Annotated in this window: 8 protein-coding genes; 5 read left to right on the forward strand and 3 right to left on the reverse strand. The window is 47.8% G+C overall.

What is annotated here, in order from left to right; genetic code table 11:
• Nucleotides 1-84: 84 nt before the first annotated feature.
• The 3 genes from NIASO_RS01645 (at nucleotide 85) to NIASO_RS01655 (ending at nucleotide 5,006) form a co-directional block, all read left to right on the forward strand.
• Nucleotides 85-1,578, forward strand: coding sequence for a xylulokinase (locus NIASO_RS01645; RefSeq protein WP_008581961.1), 1,494 nt, complete (start codon nucleotides 85-87; stop codon nucleotides 1,576-1,578).
• 12 nt (nucleotides 1,579-1,590) lie between these two features.
• Nucleotides 1,591-2,625, forward strand: coding sequence for a LacI family DNA-binding transcriptional regulator (locus tag NIASO_RS01650; RefSeq protein ID WP_008581959.1), 1,035 nt, complete (start codon nucleotides 1,591-1,593; stop codon nucleotides 2,623-2,625).
• A 176-nt stretch (nucleotides 2,626-2,801) separates the two neighbouring features.
• Nucleotides 2,802-5,006: a glycoside hydrolase family 3 C-terminal domain-containing protein gene (locus NIASO_RS01655; protein ID WP_008581958.1), complete on the forward strand. Its 2,205-nt coding sequence runs from the start codon at nucleotides 2,802-2,804 to the stop codon at nucleotides 5,004-5,006.
• 63 nt (nucleotides 5,007-5,069) lie between these two features.
• Here the strand turns inward: NIASO_RS01655 and galB are convergent, their stop codons facing one another.
• Genes galB through NIASO_RS01670 form a run of 3 tightly spaced genes read right to left on the reverse strand, consistent with a single transcriptional unit; the run spans nucleotide 5,070 to nucleotide 12,997 of the window.
• Nucleotides 5,070-7,808 carry a beta-galactosidase GalB gene (gene galB / locus NIASO_RS01660; RefSeq protein ID WP_157547176.1) on the reverse strand — a complete coding sequence of 913 codons (2,739 nt, stop codon included), beginning with the start codon at nucleotides 7,806-7,808 and terminating at the stop codon, nucleotides 5,070-5,072.
• Nucleotides 7,809-7,859: 51 nt separating this feature from the next.
• Nucleotides 7,860-9,854 (reverse strand): RagB/SusD family nutrient uptake outer membrane protein, encoded by a 1,995-nt coding sequence (locus tag NIASO_RS01665; RefSeq protein ID WP_008581953.1) that lies wholly within the window; start codon nucleotides 9,852-9,854, stop codon nucleotides 7,860-7,862.
• Nucleotides 9,855-9,865: 11 nt separating this feature from the next.
• Nucleotides 9,866-12,997, reverse strand: coding sequence for a SusC/RagA family TonB-linked outer membrane protein (locus tag NIASO_RS01670; RefSeq protein WP_008581951.1), 3,132 nt, complete (start codon nucleotides 12,995-12,997; stop codon nucleotides 9,866-9,868).
• Between the two features lie 320 nt (nucleotides 12,998-13,317).
• Between NIASO_RS01670 and NIASO_RS01675 the strand changes: the two genes are divergently transcribed.
• Together NIASO_RS01675 and NIASO_RS01680 are read left to right on the forward strand one after the other, a co-directional pair.
• Nucleotides 13,318-15,582: an alpha-glucuronidase family glycosyl hydrolase gene (locus tag NIASO_RS01675; RefSeq protein WP_008581949.1), complete on the forward strand. Its 2,265-nt coding sequence runs from the start codon at nucleotides 13,318-13,320 to the stop codon at nucleotides 15,580-15,582.
• Between the two features lie 25 nt (nucleotides 15,583-15,607).
• Nucleotides 15,608-16,723, forward strand: a complete 1,116-nt coding sequence (locus NIASO_RS01680) for an endo-1,4-beta-xylanase (protein ID WP_008581948.1) — start codon at nucleotides 15,608-15,610, stop codon at nucleotides 16,721-16,723.
• The last annotated feature ends 28 nt before the right edge of the window (nucleotides 16,724-16,751 follow it).

A 16,751-nucleotide genomic window follows, 5' to 3' on the forward strand; every position in this document is an offset into this window, starting at 1 on the left:
TCATGGTTTATAGTTCATGGTTCATAGCACGCCATGAACTATTGACTATTGACCAGAACCATTGCTCGTTTAAAAATAAAAATTATGTTATTACTGGGGATCGATGTAGGAACCTCTTCCATCAAGGTTTCCGTGGTAGATGGCGCTACACAACAAACCATCGCGGCGGCCCAATACCCCGAAACGGAGCGGGAAATTATAGCATTGCAGTCAGGATGGGCAGAACAAGCGCCCGAGCGCTGGTGGGAGGATGTAAAGGCTGCCATAAAGAAGGTGCACCAGTCGGGCGCCTATGATACAAAAGATATCGGGGCCATTGGCATTTCCTACCAGATGCATGGCCTGGTATTGATAGATAAGAACGGCGCTGTTTTGCGTAACAGTATCATCTGGTGCGACAGCCGGGCTGTGCCTTACGGGGATAAGGCGTTTGCAGCGATCGGCGAACAGGAATGCTTACGCCATTTGCTCAATTCCCCCGGGAATTTTACAGCCGCCAAACTGGCGTGGGTGAAGGAAAACGAACCGGGTATTTTTGAACAGATCGACAAAGTACTGTTGCCCGGCGATTTTATTGCACAGCGGTTTACCGGCACGGCTACTACCACGCCCTCTGCATTATCCGAAGGCATTTTTTGGGATTTTAAAAAAAATGAATTGTCGGGAGCGGTTATGGATTATTTCGGGTTTGATAAAAATAATATTCCCGAAATAAGAAATGTTTTTGCGGAGCACGGAACACTCTATAAAAATGTTGCGGAAGAATTGTCGTTGAAAGAAGGGATCCCCGTTGCTTATAAGGCGGGCGATCAGCCTAACAATGCGCTTTCTTTAAATGTACTGGAACCGGGTGATGTAGCTGCAACTGCAGGAACGTCGGGCGTTATTTATGGAGTGAGTGATGCACTCACTTATGATCTCCAAAGCCGGGTAAACAGTTTTGCGCATGTTAATCATAATAGTAACCATACGAGGGTAGGCGTGCTGCTTTGTATTAACGGCACGGGCATTTTAAACCGTTGGGTAAAGCACCTGGGGGGAGCGCTTTCTTATGCTGCGCTCAATGAACAGGCGGCTTCAGTGCCACCGGGCAGCGACGGGTTACTGGTGCTGCCATTTGGCAATGGAGCCGAACGGATCTTAAAGAACCAGATCGTTGGCGCGCATATAAGTAATATCGATCTAAATAAACATTCCAATGCGCATATTGCAAGGGCCGCGCAGGAGGGTATTGCCTTTGCCTTCCGTTATGGACTCGATATTATGCGTGAAAATGGCATGCAGCCGTCCGTAATAAAAGCGGGCAAAGCCAATATGTTTTTGAGCCCCGTGTTTACCGAAGCATTTGTAAGCGCTACCGGTGTACCGGTGGAGTTGTACGATTGTGATGGCAGCGTTGGTGCGGCTATCGGCGCAGGTGTGGGCGCCGGTTATTTTAAAACCCCGGCTGAAGCCTTCAGGAAAAGAGCCGCAATTGCTATAATACAACCTAAACAACGTAATTTGTACGATCCGTTATACGATCAATGGCGGACATTGCTGGAAAAACAATTGAATGCTTCCGCCGCATTACTTTAAACCAGAAACGCGATGTCAAAAGAAAAAGAGGTTACAATATATGATCTTGCCAGTGAACTGAACATTTCCGTAGCTACTGTGAGCAGGGCCTTAAAGGATGACCCTGTGGTAAGTAAAAAGACAAAGAAAAAGATCTTTGATCTGGCGGAGAAAATGGGCTACCGGACTAACGTATTCGCAAGAAATTTAAGAAAGGGCGAAACCCGGACGATCGGGTTCATGGTGCATGAACTGAATAGTAATTTTATTACTTCCGTACTTTCCGGGGTTGAAAAAGTTGCTACCGAAGCCGGTTATGACATCATCATTGCCCACTCGTCTGAAAGCTATATAAAAGAAGCAGCGAATGCCCGGAATCTTTTCGATAAAAGAGTAGATGGCTTGCTGGCATCGCTTTCCTTTGATACTAAGGACACCAAACATTTTGATCCTTTTATAACCAAAGGAGTGCCGGTCATTTTTTTTGACAGGGTCGAAAAGATAAAAGATACCACAATGGTGGTGATCGATAATTATAAATGCGGCTACGAGGCCACAAAACACCTTATCGATCAGGGCTGCAAAAAAATACTGCATGTTACCTCCAATCTTAACCGTAACGTATATGCCGACCGCTACAGGGGTTACCGGGATGCATTGTCTGATAACGGGATCGGGCTGGATGAAAAGCTGGTGATTGTAAATGACCTAAGCGAGAAAGCCGGCATAGCATCTGCAAATGCAATGATGAAATTAAAGCCGTTGCCGGACGGCGCCTTCATTACCAATGATTTTGTTGCGGCCGCCTTTATTAAAACCCTTAAAGAACGTGGTATTGCTGTGCCGGATGATGTGGCCGTTGTGGGTTTTAATAATGATGCCATCGGGCATTTGATCGAACCCTCCCTTTCCACGGTGAACTATCCCGGCAATGAAATGGGAGAAATAGCGGCCAGAACGCTGATCAGCCATTTAAAAGGAGAAACCAGTATCCACCAGATCAATACGGTAATTATTAATGCAGGACTTATTATAAGGAAATCGTCTTTAAAAACGAAAACAGGGTAACGATCTGTGCGGGAGGCGGAAGGCTCTATGCAGAACGCGAATAAACATCAGACACCAAGCGTCGGCGATTGTACGTATCCTCACGAAATGGTTTAAAATCTGTATAAGTCTGAGCAATCTGCGAGAGCAAATAACTATAGCTACAGCCAATAATATTTACTACTAAAATAAAAGTCATGTTGAAGAAAGTGTTTTTTGCTGCCGGTTTGTTTTTTTCGCTTGCGGTGCAGGCCCAGGCGGATAAAAGCCAACTGCCTTTTTGGAATTACAAACTCAGTTTTGAAGCGCGCGTCAACGACCTGGTTAGCCGTTTAACGTTGGAAGAAAAAGTGAAGCAGATGCTGAACCATGCTCCGGCCATTCCCCGGCTGGGCATCCCGGCTTACGACTGGTGGAGCGAAGTGCTGCACGGTGTGGCCCGGACACCGTATCACACCACAGTGTATCCACAGGCCATTGCTATGGCGGCAACCTGGGATACGGTGGCCTTATACACTATGGCGGATCAAAGCGCCCGGGAAGGGCGCGCGATTCATAATAAGGCAACTGAAGAAGGTAAAAATGGTGATCGTTATGTGGGGCTGACCTACTGGACGCCTAATATCAATATTTTCCGCGACCCGCGCTGGGGCCGGGGGCAGGAAACCTATGGCGAAGATCCGTTCCTGACGGCCATGCTGGGACGGGCTTTTGTAAGAGGGTTGCAGGGGGAGGATCCAAAATACCTGAAAGCAGCGGCCTGCGCCAAACATTATGCTATCCATAGTGGCCCGGAAGCGGTACGGCATTCTTTTGATGTGGATGTAAGCGACTACGATCTTTGGAACACCTACCTGCCGGCTTTTAAGGAATTGGTGACCCATGCAAAAGTTGCCGGTGTAATGTGCGCCTATAATGCGTTCAGGAAAAAGCCCTGTTGCGGCAGTGACCTGCTGATGACGGATATCCTGCGCAGGCAATGGGGTTTTACCGGTTATGTGACTTCCGACTGCGGGGCGATCGATGATTTTTTCAATTACCATAAAACGCATCCTAACGCCGAGGCCGCTGCAATTGATGCGGTCACCAATGGCACAGATGTGGAATGCGGTAACCGCGCCTACCTGACGCTTACAGATGCGGTAAAGACGGGCCGGATCGCGGAAAAGGAAATTGACCGTTCAGTGAAACGCTTGTTTATGATCCGCATGCGGCTGGGTATGTTCGATCCTGTTTCGATGGTGTCCTATGCGCAAACATCCCCTGCTGTTTTAGAAAGCGCCCCGCATAAAGCACAGGCGCTGAAAATGGCGCAGGAGTCGATCGTGTTGCTGAAGAATGAAAATCATCTGTTGCCGTTAAGCAAATCTATAAAGAAGATCGCCGTGGTGGGACCGAATGCAGACAACAGCATTGCCGTTTTAGGGAATTATAATGGAACGCCTTCAAAAATTGTAACGGCACTGGACGGGATTAAAGCCAAGCTGGGTACAAATGGAAGCGTGGTTTATGAAAAGGCAGTCAATTTTACCAACGCGATGCTGCCGGAAGGTAAAACTGATTTTGCAGCACTGACCAGCCGGGTTAAAGACGCAGATGCGATCATTTTTGTTGGAGGCATCTCGCCACAACTGGAAGGGGAAGAAATGAAAGTGAATGAGCCTGGCTTTAATAGTGGCGACCGTACCACTATTTTACTTCCTACCGTTCAAACGGAAGCGATGAAAGCATTAAAGGCAACCGGAAAGCCGGTTGTATTTGTTATGATGACGGGGAGTGCACTGGCGATACCCTGGGAGCAGGAAAATATACCGGCTATTGTAAACGCATGGTACGGAGGCCAGGCTGCAGGAACCGCTATTGCCGACGTGTTATTTGGTGACTATAATCCTTCAGGGAGGCTGCCGGTAACCTTTTATAAAAGCGATGCCGACCTTCCTGCGTTTGACGACTATCGTATGGAAAACCGTACCTACCGTTATTTTAGCGGGCAGGCATTGTATCCTTTTGGTTATGGCTTAAGTTACACAACTTTCCGGTATGAAGGATTGAAGGTTCCAACTACGGTGAAAAATAAAGTGAGGATTCCCGTAAGTATACAGTTAACCAATACCGGCGCAAAAGGCGGCGAAGAAGTGGTGCAATTGTATATCAGTTACCAGGGGCAACCCATCAAAAAGCCCTTGAAAGCCCTGAAGGGATTTCAGCGGGTATGGCTCAACCGCGGGCAAACCAAAACAATTAAATTCCTGTTGACGCCTGACGCTTTAGCTATTGCGGGAGAAAATGGAAAGCTACTGAATCCTAAAGGCAAGCTGCGCATCAGCGTGGGCGGCGGGCAACCGGATGTAAATACGCCGGCAACCAGTAATGTTGTAAGCCGGGTGCTTACGATCAATTAAGTAAATTTAAAAGACCTGTGAGGCTTCAAAAACCTCACAGGTCTGGCGCTTACGGAAACCGGCTTATTGAGCCAGTATTTTTATTTCAGATGTTGTTAATCCATCTGCTGAAGCCTTTATCGTTATGGTTCCCTTCCGGTTTCCTTTTACGATCGCCAGGGCCTGCCCGCTCAACGCCTTTCTTACTTTTGAAGGAAAGGCTTCCAGGTCCGCAGGGTTACCATTGTCGGTCGCGACGATTGCTCCGGGCCCGGAAATTTCAAAATGTATTTTGTTCTGCGCATCAGCAACAAGGTCCCCATTTTTGTCTAATATGGTAACGGTTATGAAACAAAGATCGTTGTCATCAGCATGGATCCGCACCCGGTCGGCTTTTAATGTTAGTTTTGCTGCGGCGCCGGCGGTGCGGATGGTTTCTGTTGCCCATTGTTTTCCGTTTTTGTAGGCAATTACTTTTAAGGTGCCCGGCTGGTAGGTTACATTGTCCCACCGGAGGCGGTATTCAAACGGCCCTTTCTTTTTTCTGCCCAGTGATCTTCCGTTTAAAAATAACTCAGCTTCATCGCCGGAGGTAAATACATGCACAGGTATTGTTTGCCCCTCATGCCCGGACCATGTCCAGTGCGGCAGCAGGTGCACCATTGGCAGCTCCGGCCGCCAGCGCGCCTGGTAAAGGTAGAACCCGTCTTTCTTAAACCCGGCTAAATCGATAATGCCGGAATAGGAACTGCGCGCCGAATAGTAGGGGGTGGGTTCGCCAAGATAATCCCAACCACTCCATACAAACTCGCCGGCTACATAGGGGTTGTGATCCTGTGCGGCAAATACTTTATCAGGAGAAGCTCCGAATTGCGCGGTATACAGGTCGTATGCACTCACAAATCCATTTTCAGGGTCGCCGCCAGCGCTATCGCTAACCGGGGCGCTTATGGCATTTGTAACGGGAAAAATATAGGTCCCTCTTGTACTCAGGGCAGAAGCTGTTTCGCTGCTGAAGATCATTTTTTCCGGGAATTTTTTATGAAAGGCCGGATAGAGGGGTGATGTTTTGATGCCTTTCAGATGAGCGTAAGCGGGTGCATCCCGTATGCCTTCCCCCTGGTAATTTAAACTCAGCAGATCCATAACTTCAGGAAAAGGCATATCCGGTTTGGCATAGTTCATAGAGGCGGTCGCCGGTCTTGTACTGTCCTCGTCTTTTACAATCGAATAAAGTTTTTTTGCAACAGCGGCCCCGGCTGCTCCGGTATATTGTTCACCCACTTCGTTGCCAAAGCTCCAGGCAATAACAGAAGGATGATTGCGGTCGCGCCTGATAAACGAGCGGATATCGGCTTCATGCCAGTCTTTAAAGATCAAATGAAAGTCAAGCGGCGTCTTGCCTTTTTCCCAGCAGTCAAATACTTCATCAATAACCAGGAAGCCCATGCGGTCAGTGAGGGCAAGCAGCTCTGGCGCCGGTGGGTTATGGGCGAACCGGATGGCATTGCAGCCCATGTCTTTCAATAATTCTAATTGTCTTTCTGCAGCCCTGGTATTAAACGCGGCTCCCAGTGCGCCAAGATCATGATGCTGATTCACTCCCTGGATGCGTATAGCTTTGCCGTTTACGATAAGCCCTTTTTCCGGGTCAAAATTTACGGAACGGATGCCAAAGGGTGTTTCATAAGTGTCGATCAGTTTCCCTTTTTGAAATAAGCGCGTAACAGCCACATACATGCTGTTTTTTTGTTTAGGCAACGGTTCCCACAAAGAAGGGTTCTTTATACTGACTTCGTTGTGGGTAACAACATTTGCCCGGGCGTTTACGGTAACAACGGATATGGGAAACGAAACAATTTTGGAGCCTGCTGGCCGGAATAGATCGTTTTGCAAAAAGACATCGGTTCGTACTTCAATCTGCTCCGGTTTTGTTGATTTGTTTGCTATGTTAAGTGCTAGGTCAACAGTAGCCGCCGCTGCTGTACTATTTTTTGTTTTGATAAAACTACCCCAATGTGCCAGGTGAACGGGATTAATTTTTACCAGCCATACGTTCCGGTAAATACCCGCGCCGGGGTACCAGCGGGAAGAATTGGGCGGATTGTCCAGCCGGATGGCCAGTTGGTTATTGCCACCGGGCCGGACATAGGGGGTGAGGTCTATCCGGAAAGAGTTATATCCGTAAGGCCAGCCTCCGGCCAGCTTTCCGTTGATCCAGACCATGGCATAGCTCATGGCGCCATCGATATCGAGATAAATTGATTTGCCCTTATCTGCTGCCGGAATGTTTATTTTCCTTCGGTACCAGGCAACCCCCTGAACCGGAAGTCGCCCCATGCCCCCTCCAACGACGGCATCTGCCTCTTTATAAAAAGGGCCTTTTATGGCCCAGTCATGCGGCAGTGTAACGGGTTCCCAGTTGGTATCATTAAAATCATTTTGAACAAAAGGAAAGTTTTCTCCCGGGTTACCCTTTGGCCGCAGATGGCGCGCTGCCGGGTCTTTTATAAAATCATTAGCCGTGGGAAGGATCCATTTCTTTAATGATCTTGCGGATGATACAGTGACGCCCGATTCCGAAGCCTTTGTGTCTGCTACTTTATTGTCATTTCGGTCAGCGATCGCGGGCCATTCGTCATAGATCAGGGTGTCCGGATCTCCCTGGTAACGCATAAAGCGCCAGTTGTCATTGATCGAAATACGTTCTCGCCCAACAACTGACGGCTTTTGCGCCAGAAGCAGCACCGGGAAGATACAACCGGTTGTTATACAAATCCACTTAAAATAATTAGTTTTTATCACTTTACCGGATAGTATCATTGTCACTAACGATATCAAATTATAAGATGGTTTTGATAAGTTCATCATTAATTAATATCCCGGGTTTTGATAGGCTTTCTTATCCTCAGCGCTCATGTCCATCCCATCGAGCTGGGATTGTGGAATGGGGCGAAGATAGTAGGCGGGTGTAATGGTGCGGGCAAATGTTCCCACGGTATGATCCTTCCAGTCGTTGGGGTTGGTTTTGCCGGCTATTACAAAACTACTGCTGAGCTCGATCCATTTTTGTGTACGAACCAGGTCCAGCCAGCGATAACCTTCACCAAAATACTCGCGCGATCTTTCGGCCAGTATATAATTTATATCTATGACTGTCGGTGTTGCTGTCATCATTGCAACGCTGTTATCCTGCACTTTGGCACTATTCCCGCCATTATCCCAACGCCATTTGCCTGCGCGTGCGCGTACTACATTGATTAACCCCCGGGCCGTTCCGTCATTGGCGTACGAGCCGGTTACCGCTTTTGTCGCAGCGCCTTTAACAGCGGCCTCTGCAGCAATCAGGAACAGCTCTGAAAATTTTGCCACGGGGAAGGGGCGTGTAATACTCCCGTTCGGTTGTCCCAGGCCACCATTGTTATCAGTGCGGTAGGGGCCAAGTTTCCAGGTAGCGGGATAACAGATCCTGCTGATGGCGCTGGGCTCAATAACGAAATCGGCTCTTCCGGGCAACACACCTGCTCCCACATTACTGTTGAACGTTGTATTCGAATAGTTTACACCACCAACGTCCGTTTTTAGAAAAGTAAGGATTGGATCTCCGTTCGATACCGGGAGGTAATTGGCATTGTACAAATGATCAGGAATAGCGTTGTTCACTTTAAGTGCAGCTTCCACCCAATTGCTGCGGTAGCTTGTTACAAAAGTGCCGTCGAAGCGTGCATCATTTGTTTTGTCCGCGAAAGTATTTTTAAATATACCCTGGGGAGGGGCCAGCATGGTCCAGGGCCGGCCTAAGGATTGCACTGCTGCCCGTTGTACGGAGCTTACGGGCGCCCATGCCGTAGCGGAACTGCTGCTCCTGATGTTGGTATAGTTGAACTGTTCAAACCACTGGGCGAAATTGTCGGTACCAAACCCGCCGCCGCTGTAGCTCAGATCTCCGCCATTATAAATACTGCTGCTTTGTGTATGATCTGCATAAAGCAGGATCTCATTGTTCCGGTCGTTTGTGCCCAGGTTCACATCATAAAACGTAGGCTGCAAGCCAAAGGATGCAGGATTGGCAATAGCCGTAGTTGCGATGTCATAGGCTTGCTGAAAATACCATGCGGCGTCATGTCCGCCGGGATCCGTGCGTGGCGCTTCGGGATAAGTGGGGATGCTGTTGGGATTTTGCAGCCACCATCCATAAGTAAGGTATGCTTTTGCAAGATAGAGGCGGGCAACGGTTTTAGTAACCCCGCCGGTAACACGTCCGGCATCAGGCAATTGCTGAATGGCGGTAAGCAGGTCCGGGAATATCGCTTTGGTGTACACCTCCGGCACGGTATTGCGCTTTGAAGTTCTGATAGTGGAAGTATTGAATTTTAATTCTCCGGCACCAAGGTCCAGGGGAACGCCGCCAAAAGTCTGCACTAGTAAAAAATAGTCAAAAGCCCTGAAGAACCGGGCTTCGGCTACCAGTGCATCAGCAACACCAACAGCGGCTCCGTTTTCAATAACGCCACTGGCCGTATTGATATTAGGGAATGCCGCGCCCCAGAGTACACTGGTATTGCTGGTGGCGGGATCAATATTTCCCACGCCTGAAAAGTCGAGGTTCTTAACGTTTCCGTCAGAGTTTTGCCCCCAGGTGGATTCATCTGTGCTGATCTGGTTCGAGTTGATAAAATACCCGTTACCATACAGTAGCCGCAAGTGCGCATACAAAGAAGTAATGCCCCCTTTAACCCCCGCATCGGTTTTAAAATAGTCCGGGGTAAATATGGCCCGCGGATTTTCGTCAAGGATTTTGGAACAGCCGGTCAGGCATAAGGCAGTGGCGGCTACAGCAATATATATGTTTAAATAGAATCGTTTCATAGTTATTTGTTTTAGAATGTTACATTGATGCCTATTAAATAGTTCCGTGTTGTAGGCGTGTTATAGCCTACCGTCAGCAGCCTTCTTTGTCCGTAGCCATAAGCCACCGCCATGTTAGCGCCATCATTGGCATAGGAGTTGGTCTCAGGGTCCATTCGGGATTCTTTATGATAAGGGGAGAAGAATACAAACGGGTTCTGGGCGGTGGCATAAACGCGCAACCTTGCTATGCCCAATGATTTCATCCATGGTTGCGTGAAATTATAGCCCAATGAGATGGTACGTATCTTCATATAAGATCCATCAAAATAACCAAGGGTAGATCCGTATTTAGGGTTGTTGCTGTTTTTAGGTCCATTGGGGTCGGGGTAAGTGCCGCCCGGGTTTGTTTCTGTCCAGTAGTTGATCTTTATCTGCCCCCTGCGTCCGTCCTCCAGGTTTAAATAGCCATTTGATCCGTATAAGGTACTGTTGAGAATGCCACCTTTCTGAAACGCGCCTACAATGGTAAGATCAATATTCTTGTAGGCTACTCTTGTGTTAAAACCTCCCATCCAATAAGGGTCTGCATTCATGATCTGCCGGTCATCAGAACCGATAACCCTGGTGGGAGAGCCATCGGCATTATAGGTTCCGGTATATAATACTTTGATCATACCTACCTGGCCGCCGCTTCCTTCATATTGCTTTACAGCGGTTGCTTCATTGGCCTGCCAGATCCCTATCTTTTTGAAATCGAACAATACATTTAACGGATGTCCTACAAACAGCCAGTTCGATTCGTCGCGTTGCTGCCCTGATGCAAGACTTAAGATCGTATTTACATTCCGGTAAACATTCACACCGGCTTCCCAGGTCCAGCCATTGCGGTTATCTAGGATGACGCCATTCAGCGAAAGTTCCCATCCTTTGTTTTGTGTGGAGCCAACATTGCCGGTATAACTGCTTACCCCGGAGGTGGCCGGCAAGCCTACGCTTAGCAGCAGGTCTTCCGTTTTAGTGATATAGTATTCTGCGGTTCCCGATAAGCGGTTGTTAAACAGCGCAAAATCCAAACCAAGGTTTTGTGTTTTAGAATATTCCCATCCCAGGGCAGGATTCGGCAATTGTGTTACGTAATAGCCATTAGCGTTGTTGGCGCCAAAGTTGTAAGGCCTGGTGCTTAATGCGCCCAGGGTAGCATAAGGCGCTACAGACTGGTTGGAAGTTTGCCCGTAGCCGGCTCTTAATTTCAGGGAATTGATCCAGGTTATATTTTGCATAAACGACTCCCTGTTGATATTCCATCCGGCAGATACCGCAGGGTAGCTATGCCATTTGTGCCCCGGGGCCAGTCGTGAAGAAGCGTCTGCACGCACAGTGGCGCTGATCATATAACGGTCATCATAGGAATACATTACGCGACCCATATAAGACATTAACCCGCTTTGCCAATAGTTTTGGTTCGCCGGGTCTATTGTAATATCATCATTACTTCCGGTGGAGGTTTGTCCTAAATTAAAATACTGGAAATTATCACCGGCCAGGTTTTTCCGGCTTACAGATGAGCTGTTATAAGTGATCTGTTCGGCAGAGTATAATGCTACTGCGTTTATCTTGTGTTTCTGGGCAAAGGTTCTGTCATAAGTAAGCAGGTTCTCTATCGTCCATTGCGTGGTAAGGGCATTGCTGACAGAAGCCGTATTGGGATTAGCCGGATCCGAACTGAAAACGCCTATGCCCGTATAACTGCCGGTATTGCTGGTGCGGTAGTTGCCTCCTAAATTTACACGCGCCTTCAAACCCTGTACACCCGGTATCTTCATTTCCCCGTATACTGAATTGTAAGAACCAAAAGCCTTGGTCCGGTTAATGTATTTATCTCCTAAAGCCCCCATAGTTTCCCTTGTGTACACCCATTGAACGTCCTGAGGCATTGCAACTACTCTTTTAAATGTGCCGTCGCTGTTGTATGGATCCGCCAATGGCGACATGCTTAAAACACCATACATGCCCAGGTTGGCGCCATCGGTTATATTGTAATTATTGTTCGTGGTAAAACCAACACGGAACAGTTTCCCGATTTCCTGATCCAGCGATGCGCGTATGGAAAAGCGCGAATATTCAGATCCGGGTATCGGCGCTTCGTCATGATAATAACCCACACCTACCTTGTACTGACTTTTTGCAGTACCTCCGGCAACGCTGAGGTCATGGTTTTGTACGATGGCGGTCCTGTAAAACAGGTCTTGCCAATCCGTGTTCACTGCCCCGGAAGTATCCTCGTCGCTTCCCGGGTTTTTATTCAACCCTGCTCTTTTCCGGAGCGCCAGGTATTCCGGCGTATCCATCATGGGGTATTTAAGCACTTTTTTAAGACCATAGTAACCGCTGTAGGCGAACTGTGCTTTTTGTCCCCGGTTGCCTTTATTTGTTGTAATCAACAGTACGCCGTTGGCCCCGCGGGAGCCATAGATAGCAGTTGCGGATGCATCCTTAAGGATGTCGAGGCTTTTGATATCCTCCGGGCTGATATCGGCGATGGTTCCCGCAAACGGGATGCCGTCCAGCACAATTAACGGATCATTTTCTGCATTGATAGAACGCGTGCCGCGGATGCGTATCTGCATGGTCGTTCCGGGTTTGGTGGAGGTTTGTGATAGCTGTACCCCTGCCACGCGGCCCTGCAATGCCTGTGAAATATTAGCCGACGGCACTTCATTCAATTTTGCACCGCTTATAGAAGCTACGGAACCAGTCACTGCTTCCTTGCGTTGGTTGCCGTATCCTATAACCACTACCGTGTTTTCATCTGCTGCGGCCCTGATCAACACAACCGCAACCGGCCCTTGATGCGTGCCTTTTATTTCCTGGGGCAGATAACCTACAGAAGATACCACCAGGGTACCGTTGGCAGGCGCTGTAATTGAAAAATTTCCGGAATTGTCGGCGATCACCCCATTGGCGGTGCCCTTTACCTGCACGGAAGCACCCGCAACTGGCTCGCCCGACTCATTACTGACCTGCCCTGATATTTTGTTTCCCTGTGCAGAAGCTCCTGCGCACAGTAACAGAAATAATACGGCAAAACCGAGCCGGCAAACGAACCGGGGCAGCCGTGGTTTGTAGGTTGCTCTTTGTAATGTAACAAGCAATGTTTGCATAAATTATAGATTTAAAGATATAAGATCAAATTTCAAACGATTACATATTTATTGTGCTATAAAAGCCAATTTTAAAAGGAAAGCAGCTTAACGCGCCGCTATCACCTTCTGGTAAACAATTAGCCCCCTCCTGTTTATAAGTATCGAAAATGTCGCAAATGAGCCGTAATAGCAATCATATCTCGTATTCAGTCAACCTCTAAAGCAATCTTTCAATTGTGATTCCGACAATTATCCCGCTAAAATAATAATCTTTTTTAAAAATGCAATCGATTACATAATTTTTTTTATTTTTACCCTACTTTTTAAAGATCAGCCATATGAGGAAAGAAAAACGACGTTTGCTTTACCCGACCGGCGGGCCGCATATACTCAAATACACGCTAAGTGTTTTTTTTGCATTACTATGTTTTTGGGGCAAAGCGGAAGATGGCTACCGGCTCTGGCTCCGGTATGATAAGGTGCAGGATGCCGCCCTGTTGCAACGCTATCAGTCGGCACTGACCGCCCTGTCATTTTATACCTCATCCGCTACTTTGGATATTGCAAAAAAAGAGCTCATAAAGGGTATATCCGGATTAACCGGTAACAGGCTCAGGCCCCGGGAAGGAGTAACCAATAATTGTATCATCGCAGGCACACCCGCCAGTTCTGTTTTTGTCAAAAAATTTTTTCAAAAAAATAAACTCAATACCGGTAACGAGGGGTACGTTATCAGTACCGGGAATGTTGGTGGCAAAAAAGTATTATTTATTGCAGCAACAAAGGATATAGGCGTATTATATGGCGTTTTTGCTTTTTTAAGATTACTGCAAACCAATCAGCCTTTAGAAAATCTTTTTATGGTCAGCGCACCCAAAATTCAAAACAGGATACTGGACCACTGGGATAACCTGAACCGTACCGTGGAGCGTGGCTATGCAGGAGCTTCTATCTGGAACTGGCATACGCTTCCTGATTATATTGATCAACGTTATATTGATTATGCACGGGCTAATGCATCTGTTGGCATTAATGGAACCGTTTTAACCAACGTAAACGCCAATGCGCGGGTACTTACCAAAACCTACCTGATAAAAGTAAAGGCCCTGGCGGACGTTTTTCGCCCCTATGGGCTTAAAGTGTATCTGACCGCCAAATTCAGCGCCCCTGTGGAAATCGGCGGCCTTAAAACCGCCGATCCGCTGGATCCCGGCGTTCGGAACTGGTGGAAGGAAAAATGCGACGAGATCTACTCGATGATCCCCGATTTTGGCGGCTTCCTGGTAAAAGCCAATTCCGAAGGGCAACCCGGCCCGCAAAGCTATGGCCGTACGCATGCCGATGGTGCCAATATGTTTGCCGATGCGTTGGCGCCGCACGGAGGCATTGTAATGTGGCGTGCCTTTGTTTATGACCTGCGGGTACAAAAAGAACAGGAGCGCTTTGAAGAAGGCAATAAAGGAGGCCATGGTAACCCGATTGCAGCAGAAGACCGGTTTAAACAGGCGTACAATGAATTTGCACCGCTTGATGGAAAATTTAAAAAGAATGTATTGCTGCAGGTAAAGAACGGTCCGATCGATTTTCAGCCCCGCGAGCCGTTCTCACCCTTATTTGGCGCTATGCCCGAAACCCAGCTTATGATGGAGTTTCAGTTAACACAGGAATACCTGGGGCAGGGCACTCATTTGGTTTTTGAAGCTCCTTTGTTTAAAGAAGTACTGGATGCAGATACTTATGCCCGGGGGATGGGATCTGTTGTTGCAAAAGTGATCGATGGGTCGCTCTATCATCACCCGTTAACCGCTATTGCAGGTGTGGCAAACATTGGCAACGATATTAACTGGACGGGGCATCCCTTTGGACAGGCCAACTGGTATGCGTTTGGCCGGCTGGCATGGGATCATGAATTGTCATCCGCGCGGATCGCCAATGAATGGGTAAGACAAACGTTTTCCAACAACCGGGATTTTGTGACTACTACAACTTCGATGATGCTGGCATCTCGGGAGATCCTTGTAGATTATATGACCCCGTTAGGGCTGAACCATATCATGGGAACCGGCCACCACTATGGCCCCGCGCCCTGGGTGGATAATGCCGGCAGGGCCGACTGGAACCCGGTTTATTATCATAGAGCGGATAGTGAGGGCCTTGGCTTCAACAGAACAGCTAACGGCAGCAATGCGCTGGCGCAATACCGGCCCGAAGTACAAAAACAGTGGGATAATAGCCGCACCTGCGATGAGAAATATCTTCTTTGGTTTCATCATGTTCCTTGGAATTTTAAAATGCACAGTGGCCGGAGTTTGTGGGAAGCGCTTTGTTATAAATACAATATTGGTTGCGACTCTGTAAAATGGATGCAGCGGGAGTGGAATGCTGTAAAGCCGTTTATTGATGAAGAGCGGTTTAAGCAGGTGCAGCAATTATTAGTAATACAGGAAAAGGAGGCCGTGTGGTGGCGCGACGCCTGTTTGCTGTATTTTCAAACCTTTTCCAAAATGCCGGTTCCTGCGCAATATGAAAAGCCCCAACATACGTTGGAATATTATAAATCGCTGAAATTTTCCTATGCGCCGGGAATAGGAGGCAATCTCTGAACTGGTTTAAATAATTAAGTAAAAAATGAAAAAAACATACCCCATATGCATAGCGTTTTGCAGCCTGTTATTGCTTGGAAGTGTTACTGCGCAAAAAAATAAAGCGCAGCAAATACCTTCTTTAAAAGAAGTTTTTAAAAGTGATTTTTTAATTGGCGCTGCTTTAAACTGGCCGCAGATAACGGGTAAGGACAGGGCGGCGGCTGTTTTAATCCCGCAGCAATTTAATACGGTTACACCGGAAGATGTTATGAAAGCAGAAAGGCTGCATCCGGTCTGGGGCACCTACGATTTTTCAAAAGGAGACCAGCTCATAGCTTATGCAAAGCGTCATAAGCTGCAGGTGAATGGTCATACCCTGGTCTGGCACAGTCAACTGCCACCGTTTGTACATCGCATTCAAAATATAGACTCGTTCCGTACTTTTTTTACGGATCATATTAAAACCGTTGCAGAGCATTTTTCCGGCAAGGTTCAATCCTGGGATGTGGTTAACGAAGCGTTGAATGAGGATGGCACCCTGCGGAAGTCAATATTTTTGACCAAACTGGGGGATCAGTATATTGTTGATGCGTTTAAGTTAGCAGCGGCGGCGGCGCCCAATACCGCTCTGTATTATAACGATTATAACAATGAGCAGCCCGCCAAAAGGGCCGGGTGCATACGGGTTATTCAGGAGCTTAAAAAGGCAGGTGCGCGCATTGACGGCGTGGGCATACAGGGGCACTGGCACCTGGGAAAAGTTCCTTTTAAAGCCATTGAAGAGAGTATTGAGCAATATGCAGCGCAGGGCGTTAAAGTAGCGATCACGGAGCTGGATATAAATGTACTGCCTACAAAAGTGACCGGCGCCGAAGTGGGGCAGCATTTTAAAGGGGATGCCGCTTCAAACCCCTATGTAAACGGGCTGCCGGACAGCATACGACAACAACTGGCGGCTGATTACGCAACGCTTTTCCGGATATTTTTAAAACATAAGGATAAAATTGCAAGAGTAACCTTTTGGGGCGTGCATGATGCACAAAGCTGGTTGAATGACTGGCCGATACCGGGCCGCCGCAATTACCCGCTTTTATTTGACCGGCAGGGAAAACCCAAGTCCGCATTTTATGCTGTTATTGACGCTAAACTTAAAAAATGAAGTTCGAACAACTTCGACCAGAAAAATA

The sequence above is a fragment of the Niabella soli DSM 19437 genome (genome assembly GCF_000243115.2).
Lineage (GTDB): Bacteria > Bacteroidota > Bacteroidia > Chitinophagales > Chitinophagaceae > Niabella > Niabella soli.